At 72.5% G+C, this 19,079-nt stretch carries 14 protein-coding genes; 4 read left to right on the forward strand and 10 right to left on the reverse strand.

The genetic code is table 11. The annotated features are described in order from the left end of the window. Positions 1-37: 37 nt before the first annotated feature. Complete coding sequence (locus tag Aco03nite_RS25215) at positions 38-832, reverse strand: hypothetical protein (protein WP_203798527.1); 795 nt, start codon at positions 830-832, stop codon at positions 38-40. Positions 833-906: 74 nt separating this feature from the next. Between Aco03nite_RS25215 and Aco03nite_RS25220 the strand changes: the two genes are divergently transcribed. From Aco03nite_RS25220 to Aco03nite_RS25230, 3 genes are read left to right on the forward strand one after another with little or no spacing between them, the layout of a single operon-like run. Then, positions 907-2,358, forward strand: coding sequence for a hypothetical protein (locus Aco03nite_RS25220; protein WP_203798528.1), 1,452 nt, complete (start codon positions 907-909; stop codon positions 2,356-2,358). Next, positions 2,355-3,146, forward strand: a complete 792-nt coding sequence (locus Aco03nite_RS25225; RefSeq protein WP_203798529.1) for a hypothetical protein — start codon at positions 2,355-2,357, stop codon at positions 3,144-3,146. Before Aco03nite_RS25220 ends, Aco03nite_RS25225 begins: the two co-directional genes overlap by 4 nt. Positions 3,147-3,162: 16 nt before the next feature. Continuing rightward, positions 3,163-7,605, forward strand: coding sequence for a hypothetical protein (locus Aco03nite_RS25230; protein ID WP_203798530.1), 4,443 nt, complete (start codon positions 3,163-3,165; stop codon positions 7,603-7,605). A 21-nt stretch (positions 7,606-7,626) separates the two neighbouring features. On the opposite strand, the gene Aco03nite_RS25235 is transcribed toward Aco03nite_RS25230, so the two are convergent. Further along, complete coding sequence (locus tag Aco03nite_RS25235) at positions 7,627-8,598, reverse strand: LysR substrate-binding domain-containing protein (RefSeq protein WP_203798531.1); 972 nt, start codon at positions 8,596-8,598, stop codon at positions 7,627-7,629. A gap of 11 nt (positions 8,599-8,609) precedes the next feature. On the opposite strand from Aco03nite_RS25235, the gene Aco03nite_RS25240 reads away from it, so the two are divergent. Beyond that, positions 8,610-9,728 carry a threonine aldolase family protein gene (locus Aco03nite_RS25240; protein WP_203798532.1) on the forward strand — a complete coding sequence of 373 codons (1,119 nt, stop codon included), beginning with the start codon at positions 8,610-8,612 and terminating at the stop codon, positions 9,726-9,728. On the opposite strand, the gene Aco03nite_RS25245 is transcribed toward Aco03nite_RS25240, so the two are convergent. The 8 genes from Aco03nite_RS25245 to Aco03nite_RS25280 form a co-directional block, all read right to left on the reverse strand. Continuing rightward, positions 9,708-10,418, reverse strand: coding sequence for an ABC transporter ATP-binding protein (locus tag Aco03nite_RS25245; protein ID WP_203798535.1), 711 nt, complete (start codon positions 10,416-10,418; stop codon positions 9,708-9,710). The two genes, Aco03nite_RS25240 and Aco03nite_RS25245, sit on opposite strands and share 21 nt — an antisense overlap. Beyond that, positions 10,391-11,206, reverse strand: coding sequence for an ABC transporter permease (locus Aco03nite_RS25250; protein ID WP_203798537.1), 816 nt, complete (start codon positions 11,204-11,206; stop codon positions 10,391-10,393). Before Aco03nite_RS25250 ends, Aco03nite_RS25245 begins: the two co-directional genes overlap by 28 nt. Continuing rightward, entirely contained in the window at positions 11,203-12,141 is a 939-nt protein-coding gene (locus tag Aco03nite_RS25255) for an aliphatic sulfonate ABC transporter substrate-binding protein (RefSeq protein WP_203798539.1), read from the reverse strand. Before Aco03nite_RS25255 ends, Aco03nite_RS25250 begins: the two co-directional genes overlap by 4 nt. Before the next feature lies 1 nt (position 12,142). Then, entirely contained in the window at positions 12,143-12,649 is a 507-nt protein-coding gene (locus tag Aco03nite_RS25260; RefSeq protein ID WP_203798540.1) for a flavin reductase family protein, read from the reverse strand. Next, the gene (locus Aco03nite_RS25265) at positions 12,646-13,791 is read right to left on the reverse strand and encodes an LLM class flavin-dependent oxidoreductase (protein ID WP_203798541.1); all 1,146 of its coding nucleotides are present in this window, start codon (positions 13,789-13,791) and stop codon (positions 12,646-12,648) included. The genes Aco03nite_RS25260 and Aco03nite_RS25265 overlap by 4 nt, the downstream gene beginning before the upstream one ends. Before the next feature lie 98 nt (positions 13,792-13,889). Then, complete coding sequence (locus Aco03nite_RS25270) at positions 13,890-14,786, reverse strand: LysR family transcriptional regulator (RefSeq protein ID WP_239145413.1); 897 nt, start codon at positions 14,784-14,786, stop codon at positions 13,890-13,892. 10 nt (positions 14,787-14,796) lie between these two features. Next, a complete protein-coding gene (locus tag Aco03nite_RS25275; RefSeq protein ID WP_203798542.1) occupies positions 14,797-17,340 on the reverse strand; it encodes a PAS domain S-box protein in 2,544 nt (847 codons plus the stop codon). Positions 17,341-17,365: 25 nt separating this feature from the next. Continuing rightward, entirely contained in the window at positions 17,366-18,955 is a 1,590-nt protein-coding gene (locus Aco03nite_RS25280) for a PP2C family protein-serine/threonine phosphatase (RefSeq protein ID WP_203798543.1), read from the reverse strand. Between the last annotated feature and the right edge of the window lie 124 nt (positions 18,956-19,079).

The following is a 19,079-nucleotide window of genomic DNA, read 5'->3' on the forward strand; positions in this document are numbered from 1 at the left end:
GCGGGCGTAATACCGGGGTATGACGCCCGGCCGGCGGTCAGCGGACGGCGGCGTCCCGGATCCGGACCACGGCCCGGGTCGGCGTGCCCGCGAAACCGTGCACGTCGGCCGTGAAACAGGCCAGGAAGGTGGGATCCCGCCGGTGGGTGGCCGATACCCGGCCGAACAGCTGGACCTTGTTCTTCAGCAGCAGGAAGTCGGTCTCGTCGGTGATCTCGACGTCGAAGACCGGTACGTCCGCGTCGTCGGCCGGATCGAGTTCGACGACACCGCTGAGGCTCAGGCCGAGGTTCTCCGTCAGCCCGGAGCCGGCGATCTCGGCGTGCGCGATCGCCGACACCCGCATCGCCGGCCGGGTGGTCTCGTCGATCACGGTGACGGGCAGCACCGTGTGCGGCTCGGCCGGCGTGCCGAACGTGACCAGACGTGTGCTGTCCAGGTCGTAACCGGTGATCCGGACGGTCAGGACGGACGCGGCGACCGGGTCGCCGACGTGCCACGGCCGGCTGGTCTCGGTGAACCGGACCGACTGGCGCGTGGTGATGCCGATCCGGTCCCGGATCAGCAGGCCGGCCAACGACAAGCCCGGCAGGTCGCGCCCCTGGAGAGTGACCATCACATGCGGAGCGTCACCGAGTTGGCTGAACCGATCCACCCACTCCTCGGGATCGAACACCGCTGTGCCGGCCACTGAGACGCTCTGCACGACCTTACCGCTCGAGGTGGGCTCGGTCACCAGGCGCGCCCGCACCTCGGTGATTGCCCAGCCCAGAGGCGCCAGCATCGCCTCGTCGACCACTACTTCGACCTGCTCGACCGTCTTGTCCACCACGACCGCCTTCCACCCCGGGAGCCCGGAACCATAGCAGCGGAGGGCTTGCCGGACCCGGGCGATAAGGTTCCCGGGTGTTACAGCCAGCCACCGACCTCGGATTCGCGCAGCGCGTCAAGGCGCTCGCCTGCACCGCGCCGCTGCATGACCTGGACAACCGGAAGAACCAGGTGCAGACGGCGGACTTCTCCGTCTACCAGATGAGTGAGCTGGCTCTCAACGCCATCGACCTGGTCACCCTGGCGATGGATTTCGACGCCGGAGCCCCGCCGGAGCTGATCGTGACCGGGGTCGCCGGGTTCGCCGCCCGGCAGGCGCCGCTGCGGGCCGGCGGCGAGCACCTGCGGGCCGCCCGGTGGGTGCTGGAGAGCCTGCTCAACGTGGGTTCCGCCGATCGCGGGTTCCGGGCGGTCTACGGGATGACCGCCGGTGACGGGTCGTACCAGCGCTTCGAATTCGATTTCAAGCTCCTGGAGGAGGTCGTCGGCCCGGACGGCAGCATCTTCCTGCGCGCCACCAACGAGGCCGTCAACGTGCTGGTCGGGGCGCTGGAGCTGGACATCGAGTCCGCCCAGATCGCCGCTGACCTGCGGCTGGAGACGCTGATCCGGCGCGGCCGGCTGTCCGACGCGCAGTCGGCGGCCCAGTCCGCGCGGTACCGGACGATCCAGTACGGGGAGAAGCTGCGCCAGCGCCTCGAAGCGACCGAGCGGGACGTCCGGACGGTCGACTGGCTGCACGAGATGCCGAAGTTCATCGCCGAGGCACTGGAGCACATCGCCGCCCGCTACCGCGCCGAGAACGCGATCATGACCAACATCACCGAGGTCCGGGACACCGCCGACACCCCGGCGACGAAGCTGCAGGCGGCGAAACTGGTCGACGTGGTCCGGGACTGTCTGCGCCGGCACGAGCAGCTGCAGGCGGCGTTGCAGGGCGCGGGCCGCCGGTTCCGGGCCCAGCAGGACCGGCAGACGTTCGCCCCGGGCAGCAGTGTCGCGACGCTCGACCTGCACGCCCAGCTGCTGGTCCCGGCGCTGGGCCTGCCGGTCCGGGACGCCGAGCCGGTGCTGTCGGGTTACGTGGGGCGCAGCGCCGGGGTACACGTACCGGACGCGGTCCGTCTTCTTGATCTTTTCACCGCTCTGATCACCCCGCCCGCGGAGCGGGAGCTGCTCGGCGAGCCCGTCGAGGAGCCGGATCTGGACGAGGCGCCGGAGGAGCCGCCGTTCCCGGCCGAGTGCTACGAGCTGCTCGACGGCCTGCTGGACCTGGACCCGGAGGCGCCGCGCCGGCTGTCCGGGCTGCTCGACGAGGCCCGCCGCCTGCATCCGGAGCTGCCGCACCTGGTGGTGGTGCGAGTGGTCGCGCTGGCGGCCCAGGAGATCAACCCCGCGTTGCGGCACAACCTGCCGGGTGTCTACGTCGCGGTCGACGACGGCACACCCCTGATGGACGCCGAGTACGGCGGTGCCGACCTGATCGTGGCCCGGGCCCGTGTGGAGAAGGAAGAAGTGATGGCATGACCACCCAACTGACCGCCGACGCCGCCCGTCTGGTCGGCTACGGCCTGCGCCCGAGGCTGGTCCCGGCCCGTGACGACACCTACCGCGGCCTGATCGTCAGGGCGTCCACCGACGACGAGTTCGCCGCCGCCGTACAGGCCGTGGCAGCCGGTTTCGACCTGGTCGTGATGGAGATCAGCGAACGGGCCGGCATCGTGGTGGCGTCCACCGACGAGAGCGTCTTCGCGATCCGCGCTGGCGACTACTGGCGCCGCGCCGGCGGTGACGGCAAGGCCTCCGACCGGGTCCTGCACGCCCTGGCCCACCTGGGCGCGGCGACGATGGCGTTCCCGCGCCCGGCCGACCTGGCCAACGAGACCTACCTGGGCCGGATCACCGTCGACGGGGTGGAGGCGTTCGTCCGGGAGGCCGCGGGCCGGCTCGCCGAGGCCGCCGTGCGGAACGACGACGCCGACACCGCCGCCGGTGAGCCGGGCCTGGAGGCGTCCTGGCGGGTCTACAGCCGGCGGGCGCAGACCGGCAGCACCGGCGACGGCCGCCGCCTGCCGTCCAGCACCACCGGGATCGTCGGCCGGGCGCTGACGTTCCTATCCGAGCAGGGTCTGCTGACCAGGACCGGCGACGAGCGGCACGGCACCTACCGGACCACGCCGCGGTACCGGACCCAGGTGCGCGAGGCGGGTGTGCTGATGTTTGACGAGCTGCTGAGTCTCGGCATCACCGCGATCAGCGACGGTTCCGCCACCATCGAGGTCGCGTGGACCCCCGAAGCACTGACCGAGCTGTAGAAAGAGACATAGATACATGTACGAGCTGAACCGTGTCCGGCTGTTCGGGGTGGGCCCACGCGGCGCGCGGTACACCGACGTCACCCTGGACCTGTCCGGGGTCGGCGCGGCCGTCGGCGGGCAGGGCGCCCTGTTCGGGACGGCGGTGCGCCGGCCCAGCCCGTACAGCCTGCTCCTGCTGGAGAACGGCGGCGGCAAGAGCGTACTGCTGAAGCTGCTCTTCTCGGTGGTGCTGCCGGGCCGTCGCAACACCGTGGGCGGATCGGCCTCGGTGATGGAGAAGTTCGTCGTCGGTGACGACGCCGCACACGTGGTGCTGGAGTGGATGCACGTCCGCAGCGGCGAGCGGGTGATCACCGGCAAGACGTTGCAGCGGCGGCGCAGCGGCCCGGCCGGTGACAAGCTGGGCGAGCACTGGTGGTCGCTGCGCCCGCACGCCGATGTGGAGATCGACGCGCTGCCGTTCACCGTGGACGGTCGCCGGCTGCGGCTGGACGGGTTCCGTGACGCGCTGCAGGAGATCGACCGGGTGACCCCGGTGACGCAGCTGACCTGGGTCGGGCCGGAGGTCGGCAGCTGGGTGGAGCACCTGCGGGCGATCGGCATCGAACCGGACCTGTTCGGCATCCAGCGCCGGATGAACGCCGACGAGGGCGACGCGGCGACCGCGTTCAAGTTCCGGTCCAGCCGCGAGTTCGTCGAGTGGCTACTCAACGTGGTCCTCGACCCGCAGGACCCGGCGAGTGTCGCGGAGAACTTCGGCATCTACGCCCGGACCGTCGGCGACCGCCGGGCGATGCTGCTGGAGAAGGAGTTCGCCGACGGCGCGGTCGCGGCGCTGCGGCCGGTCGGCGCCGCGCACGAGCGCTACCAGCGGGCCCGTGCCGCCCGGGCCACCGCCGAGACCAGCGGACTGATGCTGCTGGGCCGGGTCCGGGCCCGGGAGATCGCCGAGGGTGAGGCCGCCGACCGGCTGAAGGAACTCGCCGACGAGGCCGCCGGGGACGCCGAGGCCCGGGAGAACGACCGGGACCGGGCCCGGGACATCGTCAACGAGACCCGGCGGCAGACCCTCGCTCTGGAGCTGGCCGCCGCACAGCGGGAGAAGCAGACGGCCGCCGAGGCCCGGGACCTCTCCGGCGCCGACCTGGTCGCCTGGGAGCTGGCCGGGCTGCTGGACCGGCAGAACACCGCCGAGCGGGCCGCCGCCGGGTTCACCGAGCAGATCCTGCGGGCCGAGGCCGACGCCCGCCCGCTGCTGCACGACCGGGACCGGGCCGCCGGGCGGCTGCTCGGCAAACTCGCCGCCGAGGCCGGCGCCGCCCGCGACGAGCAGGCGCGGCTGGAGGAACTCGCCGGTGAGCTGCTCGAGGAGGCCCGGGAGGCGGACACCGCCCGGACCCAGGTGACCCGGGACGCCGAGCGCTGGCGTACCGAACAGACGTCGATCACCGGTCAGGTGGCGGAGAGCCGCCGTCAGGTCGAGGCCGCCGTCACCGCCGGGCTGCTGCCGGCCGGCCGCCCGGTCCCGGACACCGCCGCCGAGGCCCGTGACCTGGCCGGGCGGGCCGCCGCCGACCTGACCCGCCTGGAACAGCTCGCCCGGGACGCCGACGCCACCGCCCGCGCCGCGAACGGGCAGGCCGGGGCCACGGCAGCCGATCTGCTCGCCGTCCGGGGCCGCCGCGACGACACCGCCCGTACCGTGCAGGCGATCCTCGGCCGGGCCGCCGACCTGGCCGGCGACGAGATCGTCCGGGCCGCCCTGAACACTGACACCGTCGGCGCCGACCTGCTCGACGACCGGATCGACTCCCTGACCCGGCAGCTCGAAATCGACGCCGGCCTGCAGGAACGCCACCTCGACGGGTTACGCGCGGAACAGCGTGACGACCAGCGGCTGCTCGACGCCCTCGGTGACGGCGGGTTCCTGCCGCCGCGCGCCGACGTCCAGGCGGCCCTCGACGTCCTGCACGCCGCCGGGATCAGCGCCCACTCCGGCTGGCAGTACCTGGCCGACAGTGTCGCCGCCGGGGAACGCGACCGTGTCATCGCCGAGCAGCCGCAGCTGGCCGACGGCGTGATCGTCGCCGATACGACCATGCTGGCCACCGCCCGCGCCGTCCTGACCGCGGCCCGGTTGCTGCCCGCGGCGGCAGTCGCGGTCGCCACCGGAGACCGGATGCTGACCCCGGCCGCCGAGGCCGGTGCGGTATTCGTGATCGGGCCGAACCCGGCGCTGTTCGACCCGGACGCCGCCGAGCAACGCCGTGAGCAGCTGCGCCACGCGATGACCGCCCGCGGCGCCGAGATCAGCGACGGGGCCGCCGCGCTGACCCGGCACCGGGCCGTCCTGGCCGAGCTGATCGCCTGGCGCCGGGACTGCCCGGCCGGCCGGCTCACCGTGCTCCGCGACGAACTGGCGGCCCGCGAGGAGGCGGTCGTCGCCGCCGCCGAGACCGACACCCTGGCCCGGCAGGCGGTCGCTGCGGCCGAGGCGGACCGCGACCGCGCCGCCGAGGACCTGGCCGAGCTGCGCCTGCACGAACGTGCCGCGGCCGACCGGGCCGGTGAGCTGACCCGGCTGGCCGGGGCGGTCGCCGTCGTCGACCGGCTCCGCGAGCGGCTGCCCGATCTGACCGGCCAGGTCACCCGGGCCGAACGCTCCGAGCGGGAACTCGGCGAGCGGGCCGAGTCGCTGCGCGGCCGGGCCACCGAGGCCACCCGGTCCGCCGACAACGCCGCCGCCCGCGCCGAACGCCAGCGCACCGAGATGACCGAGGTCGCCACCTCCACCGGCGAGCACTCCGCGGAGGTTCCGGACGATTCGGTGCCCGACCTGCGGGCGGTGTACCGGGCCGCGCAGGCCGCCTACGCCGCCGTCGAGGTCGGCCAGGACATCCGGGCCGAGGCGGTCGGCGCCGAGAACGAGGCGGCCCGGCTGCGCACCCAGGTCAGCCGGCACTCCTCGGCCGAGGTCGATCGGGCGCAGGCGCTGCTGGCCAGCCCGGACGGCACCGACGAGACCGGCCGGCAGGCGGCGATCGCCCGGACCCGGCGGGAACGCGACACCCACGACGCGGCGGTGTCGGCCGCGACGGCGGCGATCGGGGAACTCGGCAACGAGCTGAAATCGGCGAGCCGGTCCGGCAACCGCCCCTGGACCATGCTGTCCGGGGAGCGCCGCCCCACCGATGTCGCGCACGGCCGCACGCTGCAGGCCACCGCCGAGGCCGAGCACCGCGACGCCCAGCGCGAGCACGAGACCGCCGAGGCGCACGCGCTCCGGCTGCGGCGCCGAGCCGGGGACGCCCGCGAGGCGGCCCGCGCGTTCCGGGAGGTCCGGGTGCCCCTGGACATGCTGCTGGACAAACCGAAGATCAACGACGACGAGCCGATTGCGGCGTACGAGGGGACGGCAGCCGCCGCGGCCTCCGCGACCGACCGGGTCAAGGACGCGCTCCGGGCGGCGTCCACCGACGAGACCGCCGGCCGCACCGCCGTCGGGCGTCTCGTCGACGCCGCGGTCCTGCACGCCGGCCAGCCGAAGTTCGAGTCGATGAACAACGTGTCCCGCCGGGCCATCGCCGCCCTCGACCGGGACCAGCTGGCGACCAGGGCGATCGAGTTCGCCACCCAGCTCGAACAGCGCCTGGCCACCCTCACCACCGACCTGGACTCGGCCGGCCAGCACCGGGGCCTGATCGTGGACCGGCTGGCCGCGCTGGTCGTCGCCGCCCTGAAGACGCTGCGGACCGCGTCCCGGCTGTCGAAACTGCCGCCTGGCCTGGGCGAGTGGGAGGGCAAGGAGTTCCTGCGGATCCGGTTCACCGAACCCGACCCGGCCCTGCTGGCGGCCCGGGTCGGCGAGGTCATCGACGACATGGCCGCCGCCGTCGCCGGCCGGGGCGCCGGCCCGGCCCCGAAACGTGACGGGCTGGCCCTGCTGTTGCGCAGCATCGAGGCGGCCGTCCCCAAGGGTTTCACCGTCGACCTGCTGAAACCGGACGCGGTGCTGCGTGACGAGCGCGTCCCGATCGAGAACATGAACGAGGTGTTCTCCGGCGGCCAGGAGCTGACCGCGGCGATCGTCCTGTACTGCACGATGGCGGCGCTGCGGGCCAACGAGCGCGGCCAGATGCGCACCCGGCACTCCGGGGTGCTGTTCCTGGACAACCCGATCGGCAAGGCCAGCGCCGAGTACCTGCTGGAGCTGCAGCAGGGTGTCGCGGCGGCCCTGGGTGTCCAGCTGGTCTACACGACCGGCCTGTCCGACGACCGGGCGCTGTCCGCGTTCCCGTTGTGGGTCCGGATGCGCAACGACGCCGATCTGCGGGCCGGCCTGAAACACATCCGGGTGGCCGAGGTGGTCCGCCGTCAACTCCCCGCGCCGTACGCCGACGACGAGGAGTCGAGCGGCACCGTGACGGCCACCCGTGTCTTCCGGCGCCCGGCATAGGTCCGACGGCCCTGCTGATCGTCAGCGGTGGGCGGGTCGGCGCCCGGCGGTCGGGGGCGGCTCCGGCGGGGGTGTCGCGGCAGTGGGCCGAGCCGGGGATCGGCGCCGGCGCCGGCCCTGCCGGACCAGCTCTCCGGCGAAGGCGGCGACCGCGGGGGAGCGGTCCGACGCGCGGGTGGTGACGTGCACCGTGCGGGCCAGCCCGACCGGGGCGGTGATCTCCAGCAGGGCCGCCCCGGGGCGCGGGGCGGCCGCCGAGCGGGGGATCAGGGCCACGCCCAGACCGGCCGCGACCAGGTCCAGGACGACCGCGTAGGTGTCGGCCCGGGACCGGATCCGGGGTTCGAAACCGGCGACGTGGCAGGCCATCTCGGTGACCGCCTGGAATCCGTGTGCGGCGATCCCGGAGATCCAGTCGGCGTCGGCGAAGTCCCGCAGGGCCGCGGTGTCCCGGCCGTCGGCGAACGGGACCGCCAGCAGCAGCGGGTCGGTGAAGACCAGGCGCTGGTCCAGGCCCCGTGCGGCGGGCCCGGGGAAGCCGGCGTACTGATGGGTCAGCGCGATGTCGACCCGCCCGGCGGCGACCGCCGGGATCGACTGGTCCGGCTCGATCTCGGTGAACGTCACCTCCAGCGCCGGGAACCGGCGGCGCATGGTGATCATCGCGGGCGCCACCACCCACCGGGTGCCGGTGGCGAACGACGCGATCCGCACGTGCGCGACCGTCCCGGAGCCGGCCGCGGCCACCACCTGCCCGGCCAGGTCCAGGTCGGCGATGATCCGCCGGGCGTGTTCGGTCAGCACCTGCCCGGCGTTGCTCAGCCGCACGCTGCGGGCCGACCGTTCCAGCAGCTGGGCGCGGGCCTCCCGCTCCAGGACGGCGAGTTGCTGGGAGGCGGCGGCCGCGCTGCAGCCGAGGGCCGCGGCGGCACCGGCGATGGATCCGGTGTCGGCCACCGCCACGAGCAGGCGTAGCCGGTACGAGTCGAGCATCGGAAAAGCTTATGCTCAGCATCGCCGGCATCGGTTTCGTGACCGGTCCCCGGCCGCGCAAGATCAACGACGTGATCCTGCATGACATCGACACCCGGGGCTTCGCCAGCGACAACTACTCCGGCGTGCACCCCGACATCCTCACCGCCATCGCCGACGCCAACCACGGGCACCAGAGCAGTTACGGCGCCGACGTCTACACCGAGCGGCTCGGCGAGGTCTTCCGCACGCACTTCGGCCCGGACGCCCGTGCCTATCCGGTGCTGACCGGGACCGGCGCCAACGTGATCGCGCTGCAGGCGCTCACCGCCCGCTGGGGTGCGGTGATCTGCGCCGACTCGGGGCACGTGCACACCGACGAGGGCGGGGCGCCGGAGAAGACCGGCGGCCTGAAACTGCTGCCGGTCCCCACCGTGCACGGGAAGCTGACGGTCGAGGCGATCCGTACCCAGTCCTGGGGTTTCGACGATCCGCACCGGGCCCGGCCGCAGGTGGTGTCGTTGGCCCAGGCCACCGAGCTGGGCACCGTCTACACGCCGGAGGAGATCCGGGCGATCTGCGAGTACGCCCACGGACACGGGATGTCCGTGCACATGGACGGCTCCCGGCTGGCCAACGCGGCGGCCCGTCTCGGTGTCCCGCTGCGGGCGCTGACCACCGACGCCGGTGTCGACGTGCTCTCCTTCGGCGGCACGAAGAACGGGATGCTGCTGGGCGAGGCGGTGGTGCTGCTCGACCCGGCGCTGGATCCGGGCATCGACCGGTTGCGGAAGACGTCGATGCAATTGGCGTCGAAACAGCGTTTTGTCGCGGCCCAGTTCCTCGCCCTGCTGGAGAACGATCTGTGGCTCCGTAACGCGGCGCACGCGAATGCGATGGCCGATCTGCTGTCCGAGGGGCTGCGCGATCTGCCCGAGGTCACGGTGATCCATCCGGTCCAGTCGAACGCTCTCTTCGTCCGGTTGCCGGAGAAGGTGCTGGCCGGCCTGCACGACGATTTCGCCTTCTACGACTGGGGCGGCACCCCGGGTGAGGCCCGCTGGATGACCTCGTTCGACACCACCGCGGAGGACGTCGAGGCGGTGCTGTCCCTGATCCGGTCGGCACTCCTAGACGGCCGGCACTCCTAGACGGTCGAGCAGGTGGCGGCGCAGTCCGCTGAAGCCGGGGTCGTCCTGGTGGCGGGGGCGGGGGAGCGGGACCGTGATCTCCTCGGCGATCCGGCCGGACTCCAGCACCAGCGCCCGGTCGGCGAGCAGCAGCGCCTCGTCCACGTCGTGGGTGACCAGCAGGGCGGCGAAGCCGTGCCGGGCCCGCAACCGTTCCAGGAGCTGCTGCATCCGCAGCCGGGTCAGCGCGTCCAGCGCCCCGAACGGCTCGTCCAGCAGCAACAGTGACGGCTCCCGGACCAGGGCGCGGGCGACCGCGACCCGCTGCGCCTGCCCGCCGGACAGTTCGGCGGGCCAGGCGTCGCCCCGGTCACCGAGCCCGACCTCGGTCAGCGCGGCGAGGGCCCGCGTGCGGGCGTCGGCGCCGTGCAGGCCGAGGGCCACGTTGTCGGCGACCCGTTTCCACGGCAGCAGCCGGTGCTCCTGGAAGACGACCCCGAAGTCCGGCGGGACGTCGACGGTGCCACCGGCGTCCGCGTCCAGCCCGGCCAGGATCCGCAGCAGCGTGCTCTTGCCGGATCCGCTGCCGCCGAGCAGGGCGACGACCTCTCCGCGGCCGACGGTCAGGGACGCGCCGTCGAGCACCACGGTGTCTCCGAACGCCTTGTGCAGATCGGAGACGGTCAGGTCGCTTGCAGGCCGCGTCGCCACGTGAGGGTCCTCTTCTCCAGGAAACGGATGAGCACGTCGGAGATCAGCCCGAGCAGCGCGTAGATGACCAGGCCGAGCACCACCACGTCGGTCTGGGCGAACTCGCGGGCCTCCATCATCAGGAAGCCGATGCCGGTCTGCGCGTTGACCTGCTCGCCGACGACGAGGCTGAGCCAGCCGGCGCCGATCGCCAGGCGCAGCCCGAGGAACAGCGACGGCAGCGCACCGGGCAGCACCACGTGCCGCAGCAGCTGCCACTGGTTCAGGCCGCAGGTGCGGGCCGCTTCGACGAGGCGCTGGTCGATGTCGCGGATCCCGGCGTACGTGTTGAAGTAGAGCGGGAAGAAGCTGCCCAGCGCGACCAGACTGATCTTCAGTTCCTCACCGATGCCGACCCAGATGATCAGCAGCGGCACCAGGCCGAGGTGCGGCAGCATCCGGGCCATCTGCACCGGCGGGTCGATGGTGTCGTCGCCGATGCGCAGCAGGGCGGCCGCGGCGGCGAGCACCACGGCCAGGCTGCCGCCGATGCCGAGCCCGATCAGCGCCCGGGTCAGCGAGTCCAGCAGGTGGGTGGTCAGCTGCCCGTCGGCGGCGAGCCGCCAGCCGGTCTCGGCGACCAGGCTCGGTGCGGGCACCTTTTCAGGCGGGAGCACGCCGGTCCGGGCGGCGGCCTCCCACACCACGAGCAGCACGAGCGGGCTGACCAGCCGGGTCCAGCGCTTTCGGGTCCTGCGCCGGGGGACCGTGGGCGGTTTCAATACGGCCGGCGTAACCGTGGTGGTCACAGGAACGCCTGGTTGAACGTCTCGTCGACACGGGACCTGATGTCGATCGCGCCCGGGATCAGTTCGAGGGCGGTGAACCCGTCCGCGATCGCCTGCAGCTCGTCCCCGATCTCCGAGGTGATCGGCGCGAGCGGTTTGGCACTGCGCGCGAGTGCCCGCGTGGTGGTCGCCTCGTCGATCTTCAACTCGGGCGCGAGGATCTTCGCCCGTTCGGCGGCGTTGGCGATGCCCCAGTCGGTGGTGGCCCGGTACCTGGTGAGGAACTCCTGGATCAGCGGAGCCTTGCCGGTGACGGCGTCCGGCGCGGCCAGGATGTACTCCCGGTTGTTGGCCAGCCCGGTCGCGTCGGCGAGCACCTGCACGCCGGGCTGTTCGGCGAGCGCGAAGTACGGATCCCAGATGATCCACGCGTCGACCTGGCCGGCGTCGAAGGCGGGACGGCCCTCGGCGGGTTTCAGGTACTTCACGTTGATGTCGGTGATCTTCAGGTTCGCCTGTTCGAGCAGCTTGACGAGCAGCCAGTGCACGTTCGAGCCCTTGTTCAGCGCGACCGTCCTGCCCTTCAGATCGGCGAACGACCGGTAGCCCTGGGCGGCTTTGACCAGGACCGCCTCACCCTGCGGGACCGGCTCACTCGTACCGACAATCTTGAAGTCGATCTGCCCGGCCGCGGCGAAGATCGGCGGTGCCTCGCCCGTCTGACCGATGTCGATCGCCCCCGCCTTGAGTGCCTCGGTCAGGGCCGGTCCGCTTTCGAACAGCGACCACTCGGCGTCCGGGGCGTCCCCGCGCGCCTTCGCGAGGCTGAGCCCGCCGAACCGCTGATAGCCGATCCGCAGCGTGGTCTTCGTGTCCGGGCCGCCGGAGTCGCCGCAACCGGCGAGGAGGGCGGCCCCGGCCGAGCCGAGCAGCAGTGTGCGACGGGAGAAGGGCATGTCAAAGGCCTTTCTGCGGTACGGGGGACAGGTGCCCGAATCCGGAACGGTGGAAGACCAGGGGCGCGCCGAAGGTGCCGTGGTCCACGGCGTGCAGCCGCAGCAGCACGATGGTGTGATCGCCCGCCTCGACCTCGCGGTAGACGGTGCAGTCGAACCGGGCCAGGCCGTCGCTGACGGTGACCGCGCCCTCCGCGGTGACCAGCAGCGGCACGTCGTCGAAGCGCCTGCCGACCGGCCCGGCCAGTTGACGGCAGACCGGCCCGTGGTGCTCGGCCAGCACGGTCACCCCGAGATGGTCGGCGCGGCGCAGGTCCGGCCAGGTCTTCGAGGTGTTCGCGATCGACACCGAGACCAGCGGCGGTTCCAGGCTGACCGAGGTGAACGAGCTGGCGGCGAGCCCGACCGGGTTGCCGTCGACGATCGCGGCCACCGCCACCACGCCACTGGGGAAGTCACCGAACGCCTGACGTAGACGTACCGGATCGAGGTCTTGGTTGGTCTTCATCGCCCGGCCTTGGCGAACGGTATCCGGGTGCCGGCGTGGCGCCGGGGCCGCTCGTCGGTCCACAGCCCGCGTTCGGCGAGGATCGGCAGCACCCCTTCGCCGAACCAGTAGGCGCCCTCCAGGTGCGGGTACGCCGACAGCACGAACTCCTCGATGCCGAGCGCCGCGTACTCGGCGATCCGGTCGGCGACCTGCTCGTGGCTGCCGACCAGCGCGGTGCCGGCGCCGCCGCGGACCAGGCCGACCCCGGCCCACAGGTTCGGGTAGATCTCCAGTTCGTCGCGGGAGCCGTTGTGCAGGGCGAGCATCCGCTTCTGCCCCTCGGACTCGCTGGCCCGCAGTCCGCTCTGCACGGCCTCGACGGTTTCGGAGGAGATCCCGGCCAGCAGTCTGTCCGCTTCCGCCCAGGCTTCCTCGGCGGTGTCCCGGGTGATGGTGTGCATCCGGATACCGAAACGGATCGTCCGGCCCTCATTCGCGGCCAGCTTGCGGATCCACGCGATCTTGGCGGCGACCGCGTCCGGCGGCTCACCCCAGGTGAGGTACACGTCGGCGTGCTTGGCGGCGACGATTCCGGCGGCGGGGGAGGAGCCGCCGAAGTAGATGTCCGGGATCGGGTCCGGGATGTGCCCGAGCGCGGCCGCGTCAACCGACAGGTGCTCGCCCTGGAAGTCGACGGTCTCGCCGGCCCACAGCCGCCGGACGATCGTCAGGAACTCGTCGCAGCGCCGGTAACGGGCGTCCTTGTCCAGGTAGTCGCCGTACATCCGCTGCTCGTGGCTCTCCCCGCCGGTGACGACGTTGAGCAGCAGGCGGCCGCCGGACATGTTCTGGAAGGTGCCGGCCATCTGCGCGGCCAGGAACGGCGAGACCACCCCGGGCCGGAACGCGACCAGGAACTTCAGCCGGTCGGTGGTCTGGCTGAGCATCGCGGTGCTGAGCCAGGCGTCCTCGCACCAGGCGCCGGTGGGGGTGAGCGCGGCGGCGAAGCCGTTGTCCTCGGCGGCGCGGGCGACCTGGGTCAGGTAGGCGACGTCGGCGGGCCGCCCGGAGCCGCCGGGGGCCAGGCCGTGGCCGCCGCCGACGACGTGCCGGCCGTCGCCGCCGTTGGTGGGCAGGAACCAGTGGAACCGCAGGGACATGACGGGCCCTTCATGAAGCCTTTAATTCCTATAGGTTCGCTGGATTTATAGGAAAGGGCAAGACGGCGGGTGCACGGGCGTGCCGAACACCCCGTCGGTCAAACCGTGCGGGCCAGGCCCTCGATCGTCTCCTCGAAGTCCCGGATCGCCGCCGGCACCCGGTCGTAGCGGCGGCGCAACAGCAGCATCATCACCGGCGGCACCTCCTCGGCCAGCGGCCGCGCGGTGATCACCCCGGCCGTCTCCAGGGGGTCGCCGAGGATGCTGTAGTCCGGCAGGATCGTCGGCCCCGACCCGCTCGCCACCAGGGTCTTGCCCATCTCGGCGCCGTCGGTGGCGAACGTCTCCGGCGGCGGCGCGTCCCCGAACAGCCGCTGCGCCAGCCGGTGCATCAGATAACCCGGCCGCATCGCCACGAACGGCCGCCCGCGCAGATCGCCGACACTGATCGCCGCCCGCGCAGCCAGCGGATCGTCGGCGCGGACACACACCCGGGGAGTCCCGTGCAGCAGCACCGTCCGGTGCAGGGCGGCCGGGATGTCGTCACCGGGGAACACGTTGACCAGCCCGACGTCGAGGCGGCCCTCCAGGAGCCGCTCCTCGATCTCGGCCTGCAGCAGGGTCGCCACGTCCACGGTGGTGCTCGGATGGCCGGTGCCGAACTCGCGTACCGCCGGGACCAGCAGTTTCGACGTGCCGGCGTTCACCGTGCCGACCCGGATCGCCCGGTTCGCCTGCCCGTGGTCCCCGGCTGTCGCCTTCAGCCGGGCCACCCCGGCCAGGATCTCCGCCACCAGCGGCAGCAGATCCCGGCCCTCCCGGCTCACCCGCGCCCCGGACCGGTGCCGCTCCAGCAGCGGCACACCCAGCTCCCGCTCCAGCGCGCTGATGCCCTCGCTGAGCGCCGACTGCGACACGTGCAGCTGGTCCCCGGCCCGGCGCAACGAGCCGTGCCGGATCACCGCCATCAGGTATTCCAGCTGCTCGAACCGCACAGGAGCGAGACTACGCGGGAATGGTCAATACGAAGATCGACCCCTGTTCCGGCGCCGGTTCCCAGTGCATGTCGCCGCCGTTCGCCCGCGCCAGCTCCCGCACGATGAACAGGCCCAGCCCGGTGCCGCTGACCGTCCGCGCCGTCGCCCGGGCCCGGCTGAACCGCTCGAACAGGTGCGGGCGCAACTCCGCCGGCACCCCCGGCCCGTGGTCCTCCACCGCGATCCGCACCGTGTCACCGTCCGCCCGCGCGGTGATCGAGGTGGCGCCCCCGCCGTACTTGCGCGCGTTCGACAGCAGATTCGTCAGGATCTGCGTCAGATGACCCGGCTGCACCGACGCGGTCAGCCCCGCCGGGCAGTCCAGCACCGTCGTCACACTGTTGCTGTTGGCCCGCGCCAGCTCCAGGTACCCGGCCACCGGCACCGTCTCCGGCGTCGCGGTGATCCGCCCGGCGTCCAGCGCCACCAGCGTCAGCACCTCCCGCACAATCCCGTCGATCAGGTGCGCGTTGCGGTCGATCGCGTCCATCATGTCGAGCTGCCGGGCCGCCGGCAGCGAATCCCAGCCGTCGATCAGCGTCTCGGTGTACCCCAGGATCGACGTCAGCGGGTTGCCGATCTCGTGCCCCAGCATCCCCATCAGATCCTGCTTCAGCCGGTTCGTGTTCTCCAGCTCCCGGTTGCGGTCGGCCAGATCGGCGGTCGCCGCGTCCCGGGCCGCCTCGGCCGCCATCCGGTCACTGATGTCCTGGAACAGACACACGAACCGCTCCGGGCGCCCGCTCTCGTCCCGGATCGCCGACACCGTCGTCGACACGTCGAGCAGGCTCCCGTCGGCCCGGATCACCTGCCCCTGCATCTGGTACGAGTCGGCCTGCCCCGTCACCAGCGCGGCCAGCTCCCGGTTGCGCGCTAGCCGGGTCTCCGCCGTCAGATGACCCGCGACCGTCGTGCCCACCAGCGCGTCACCCGGGTACCCGAGCATCGCCGCGAACGCCGGATTGACCTCCTGGATCACGTCGTCGGCGCCCCGGATGATCTGACCCGTCGCCGAATGCGCGAACTGCGACCGGAACCGCCGCTCACTGTCGCGCAACGCCTGCTCGGCCGCCCGCCGCGCGGTGATGTCGGTGTCGATCGACAGCACCGCCACCGGGCTGCCGTCCGCGTCCCGCTGCAGGGCCTTGCGCGACAGTACGGTCACCCGCCGCCCGTCCGCACGCCGGTGCTCCAGCTCCCCGGCCCACACGTCCCGCCCGTACAACGCCGCCGCGATCGACTCCCGGGTGCAGTCACCGGCCCAGATCGTACCCAGCAACCGGTCCATGTCGTGCCCGGCCGCGTCCTGCAGCGCCCATCCGTAGACCCGTTCGGCCGCCGGATTCCAGTACGTGATCCGGCCGTCCAGATCCCGCACCACCACCGCGTCCTGGGTCAGATCCAGCAGCTGGGCCCGCTGCAGCAACTCCTGCTCACCGGCCTTCAGCGCGGACACCGCCTCGGTGGCCCGGCCCAGCGCCCGCTCCCGGTGCGCCGCGTCGTCGGCATGCCGCAACGCACCGGTCAGCGCGTCCGCCAGCAGCGTCAACTGCTCGGTGTCGGCGTCGTCGAACGCCAGCGGCCGGGAACTGGACACCCCGAGCGTCCCGAACACCCGCCCGCCGTCCAGCAGCGGGGCGATCACAATCGACCGTACGTCGGCGGCGATGCTGCTGCCGTGATCCACCCGGTCGTCGGCCACGGTGTCGTCGCACCGCACCGTCGTCCCCGACGTGACCACCCGCCCGGCCAGCGACGACGCGATCCCCACCCGGGCCCGGCCGTGCCCGCCGAGCGCCCCGGCAGTGGCCACCACCAGCAGATCCTCGCCGTCCACCAGGCCGATCAGCGCGCCCTCGGCACCCGGCAGCGCCTCCATCGCCCGGCGCACGATCAGGTCCAGGGCGGTGTCCCGGTCGGCGGCGGCCGCCGCCACCTCCCGCTGGACGGCGATGATCGTCCGCAGCCGCTCGGTCTCCCCGGGCCGGGGCATCGTGCCGTCCGGCGACAACCGGGTGGCGATCTCCGCCTCGATCGCCGCGGCCAGCTCGCCGACCACCGACAGCTCCTCGGTCGACCACACCCGCGGCCGGTGGTCGATCACGCAGAACGACCCCAGCGTCTGCCCCCGCGGCGCCCGGATCGGGAACCCCGCGTAGGCGACGATCCCGATGTCGTCGATCGCCGGATCGTCGCGGACCCGCCAGTCCTCCCGGGCGTCCGTGACGATCAGCGGGACGTCGGAGGCCACCACCTGCCGGCAGAACGAATGCGACCGCGGCGTGCCACCCGCCCACGGCTCCGGCAGGCCCACCGCGCTCGGGAACACCTGCCGGTCCTCGTCCACCATCGAGATCATCGCCACCGGGGCCCGGACCAGGCGGGCGGCCAGCCCGGTCAGCCGGTCCAGCACCGCACCGGCGTTCTCGTCGAGCAGCCCGGTGGCCCGCAGCACCCGCAGCCGCCCCGGGTCGCCGAGCGCCTCGCCGGACAGCGGACTCACCATGGTCATCCCATCGACCGCCCGGGCCGGGGACTTAAAGATCCGCCACCCGGACGGCCAGCAGCACGATGTCGTCGTCGGCGCCGGTGCTGAACGTGTCGAGCAGGTGGTCGCAGATCCCCTCCGGGTCCAGGTGCTGCCGGCCGGTCAGCTCCGTGGTCAGCCGCCGCAGGCTCTCGTCCAGGCCGGTACCGCGCCGTTCGATCAGGCCGTCGGTGTAGAACACCACCGTCGCGCCCGGCTCCAGCACCACCGTGTGGTCGTCGCGGGGCCGCAGCCGCCGGATCCCGAGCAGCGGCGCCGGCTCCCCGGTCAGCAGCGTCGCCGTCCCGTCCGGGCGCAGCAGGGCCGGCGGCGGATGCCCGGCGTTCGACAGGCGCAGCGTCCACCGGTCCACGAACTGGGCGATCACCGCGGTGGCCATCGTGTCCACCCCCAGCGACGTCATCGCGCCGTCCAGCCCCGCGAGGATCCGCGACGGCGGGCTCTGCACGGTGACGGCGATCCCGCGCAGCACGTTGCGCAGCTGGGCCATCGCCGCGGCGGCGTGCCGGTCATGCCCGGTGACATCCCCGACGACCAGGGTGAGAGTGCCGTCCGGCAGCACGAACGAGTCGTACCAGTCCCCGCCGATGTGCGCCTGCGCCACCGCCGAGTGGTACCGCACCGCCACCTTCTGATGCTCGGTCCGCCGCGGCGGGGTGAGCAGGCTGCGCTGCAACGTCTCGGACATCTCCCGCTCCATCCGGGCCAGGCGCTGTTCGGCCTGCCGGATCCGGACCCGGTCGAACGCCTGCGTGAGCGTGCCCGCGACCAGCCGGACGAACGCCAGGTAGGCGTCGTCGGCCGCCAGATGGGGACTGGGCCGGACCACCAGAACCCCACCACTCCCCGGCAGGGGCTCCCGAATCACCCGCGTCTCGCTCTCCCGGCCCGCGATCTCCTGGCCTCCGGCTGGTTGACCTCCGGCTGTTTCATCCCCGGTCTGATCCAGTTCCGTTGCTTGTTCGCTGGTGCCGGTCAGGTCCAGTTCGACGGTGGTGAAGTCGTTGGATGCGGCCCGGAGGACCGGCAGCGCCCGCTCGATCAGCCCGTCCGGCTCGGAGGCGGTACCGAGCGCCTCGGTGAGCCGGTGCAGCAGCCGAAGCCGCCGATTACCGAGAACCTGCTCGGTGGTCTCCGAAGCGATGTCGATGACCCCTTCGATCCCACCGGTGTCGTTGGTGACCGCCGAGTAGGAGAAGGTGAAGTAGGTCTCCTCGAGAAACCCGTGCCGATCCATCAACAGCCGAAGATCACTGACCCAGGTGGCCCCGTCCCCACCGGAAACCGACCGCAACATCGGCCCGATGGTCTCCCAGATCTCCGGAAACACCTGCCGCGCCGGACGACCGAGCGCAGCCGGATGCTTGTCCCCGATCATCGGCACATAGGCCTCGTTGTAGACCAGAACATGCTCCGGCCCCCATAGAAGCGTCACCGGAAACCGCGTCTGCAGAGCGGTGGTGACCGCCATCCGCAACGTGGGACTCCAGCCGTCCATGTCCCCGAGCGGGGTGGCCGCCCAGTCCACCGACGCATAGGCGCCACTCAACGACCCGGCGCCCGCCAACACATCCCGCACCCGCGCACTCTAGACCGCACCCCACCCCCATCCACTCCACGCACCGACTTCGCAGTCGATCTCGCTGCCTCTGCTCAACCCCACATACCGACTTCGCAGTCGATCTCGCTGTCTCTGCCTCTCC

Origin of the sequence: Actinoplanes couchii (genome assembly GCF_016862075.1) — a bacterium.
GTDB classification, from domain to species: domain Bacteria; phylum Actinomycetota; class Actinomycetes; order Mycobacteriales; family Micromonosporaceae; genus Actinoplanes; species Actinoplanes couchii.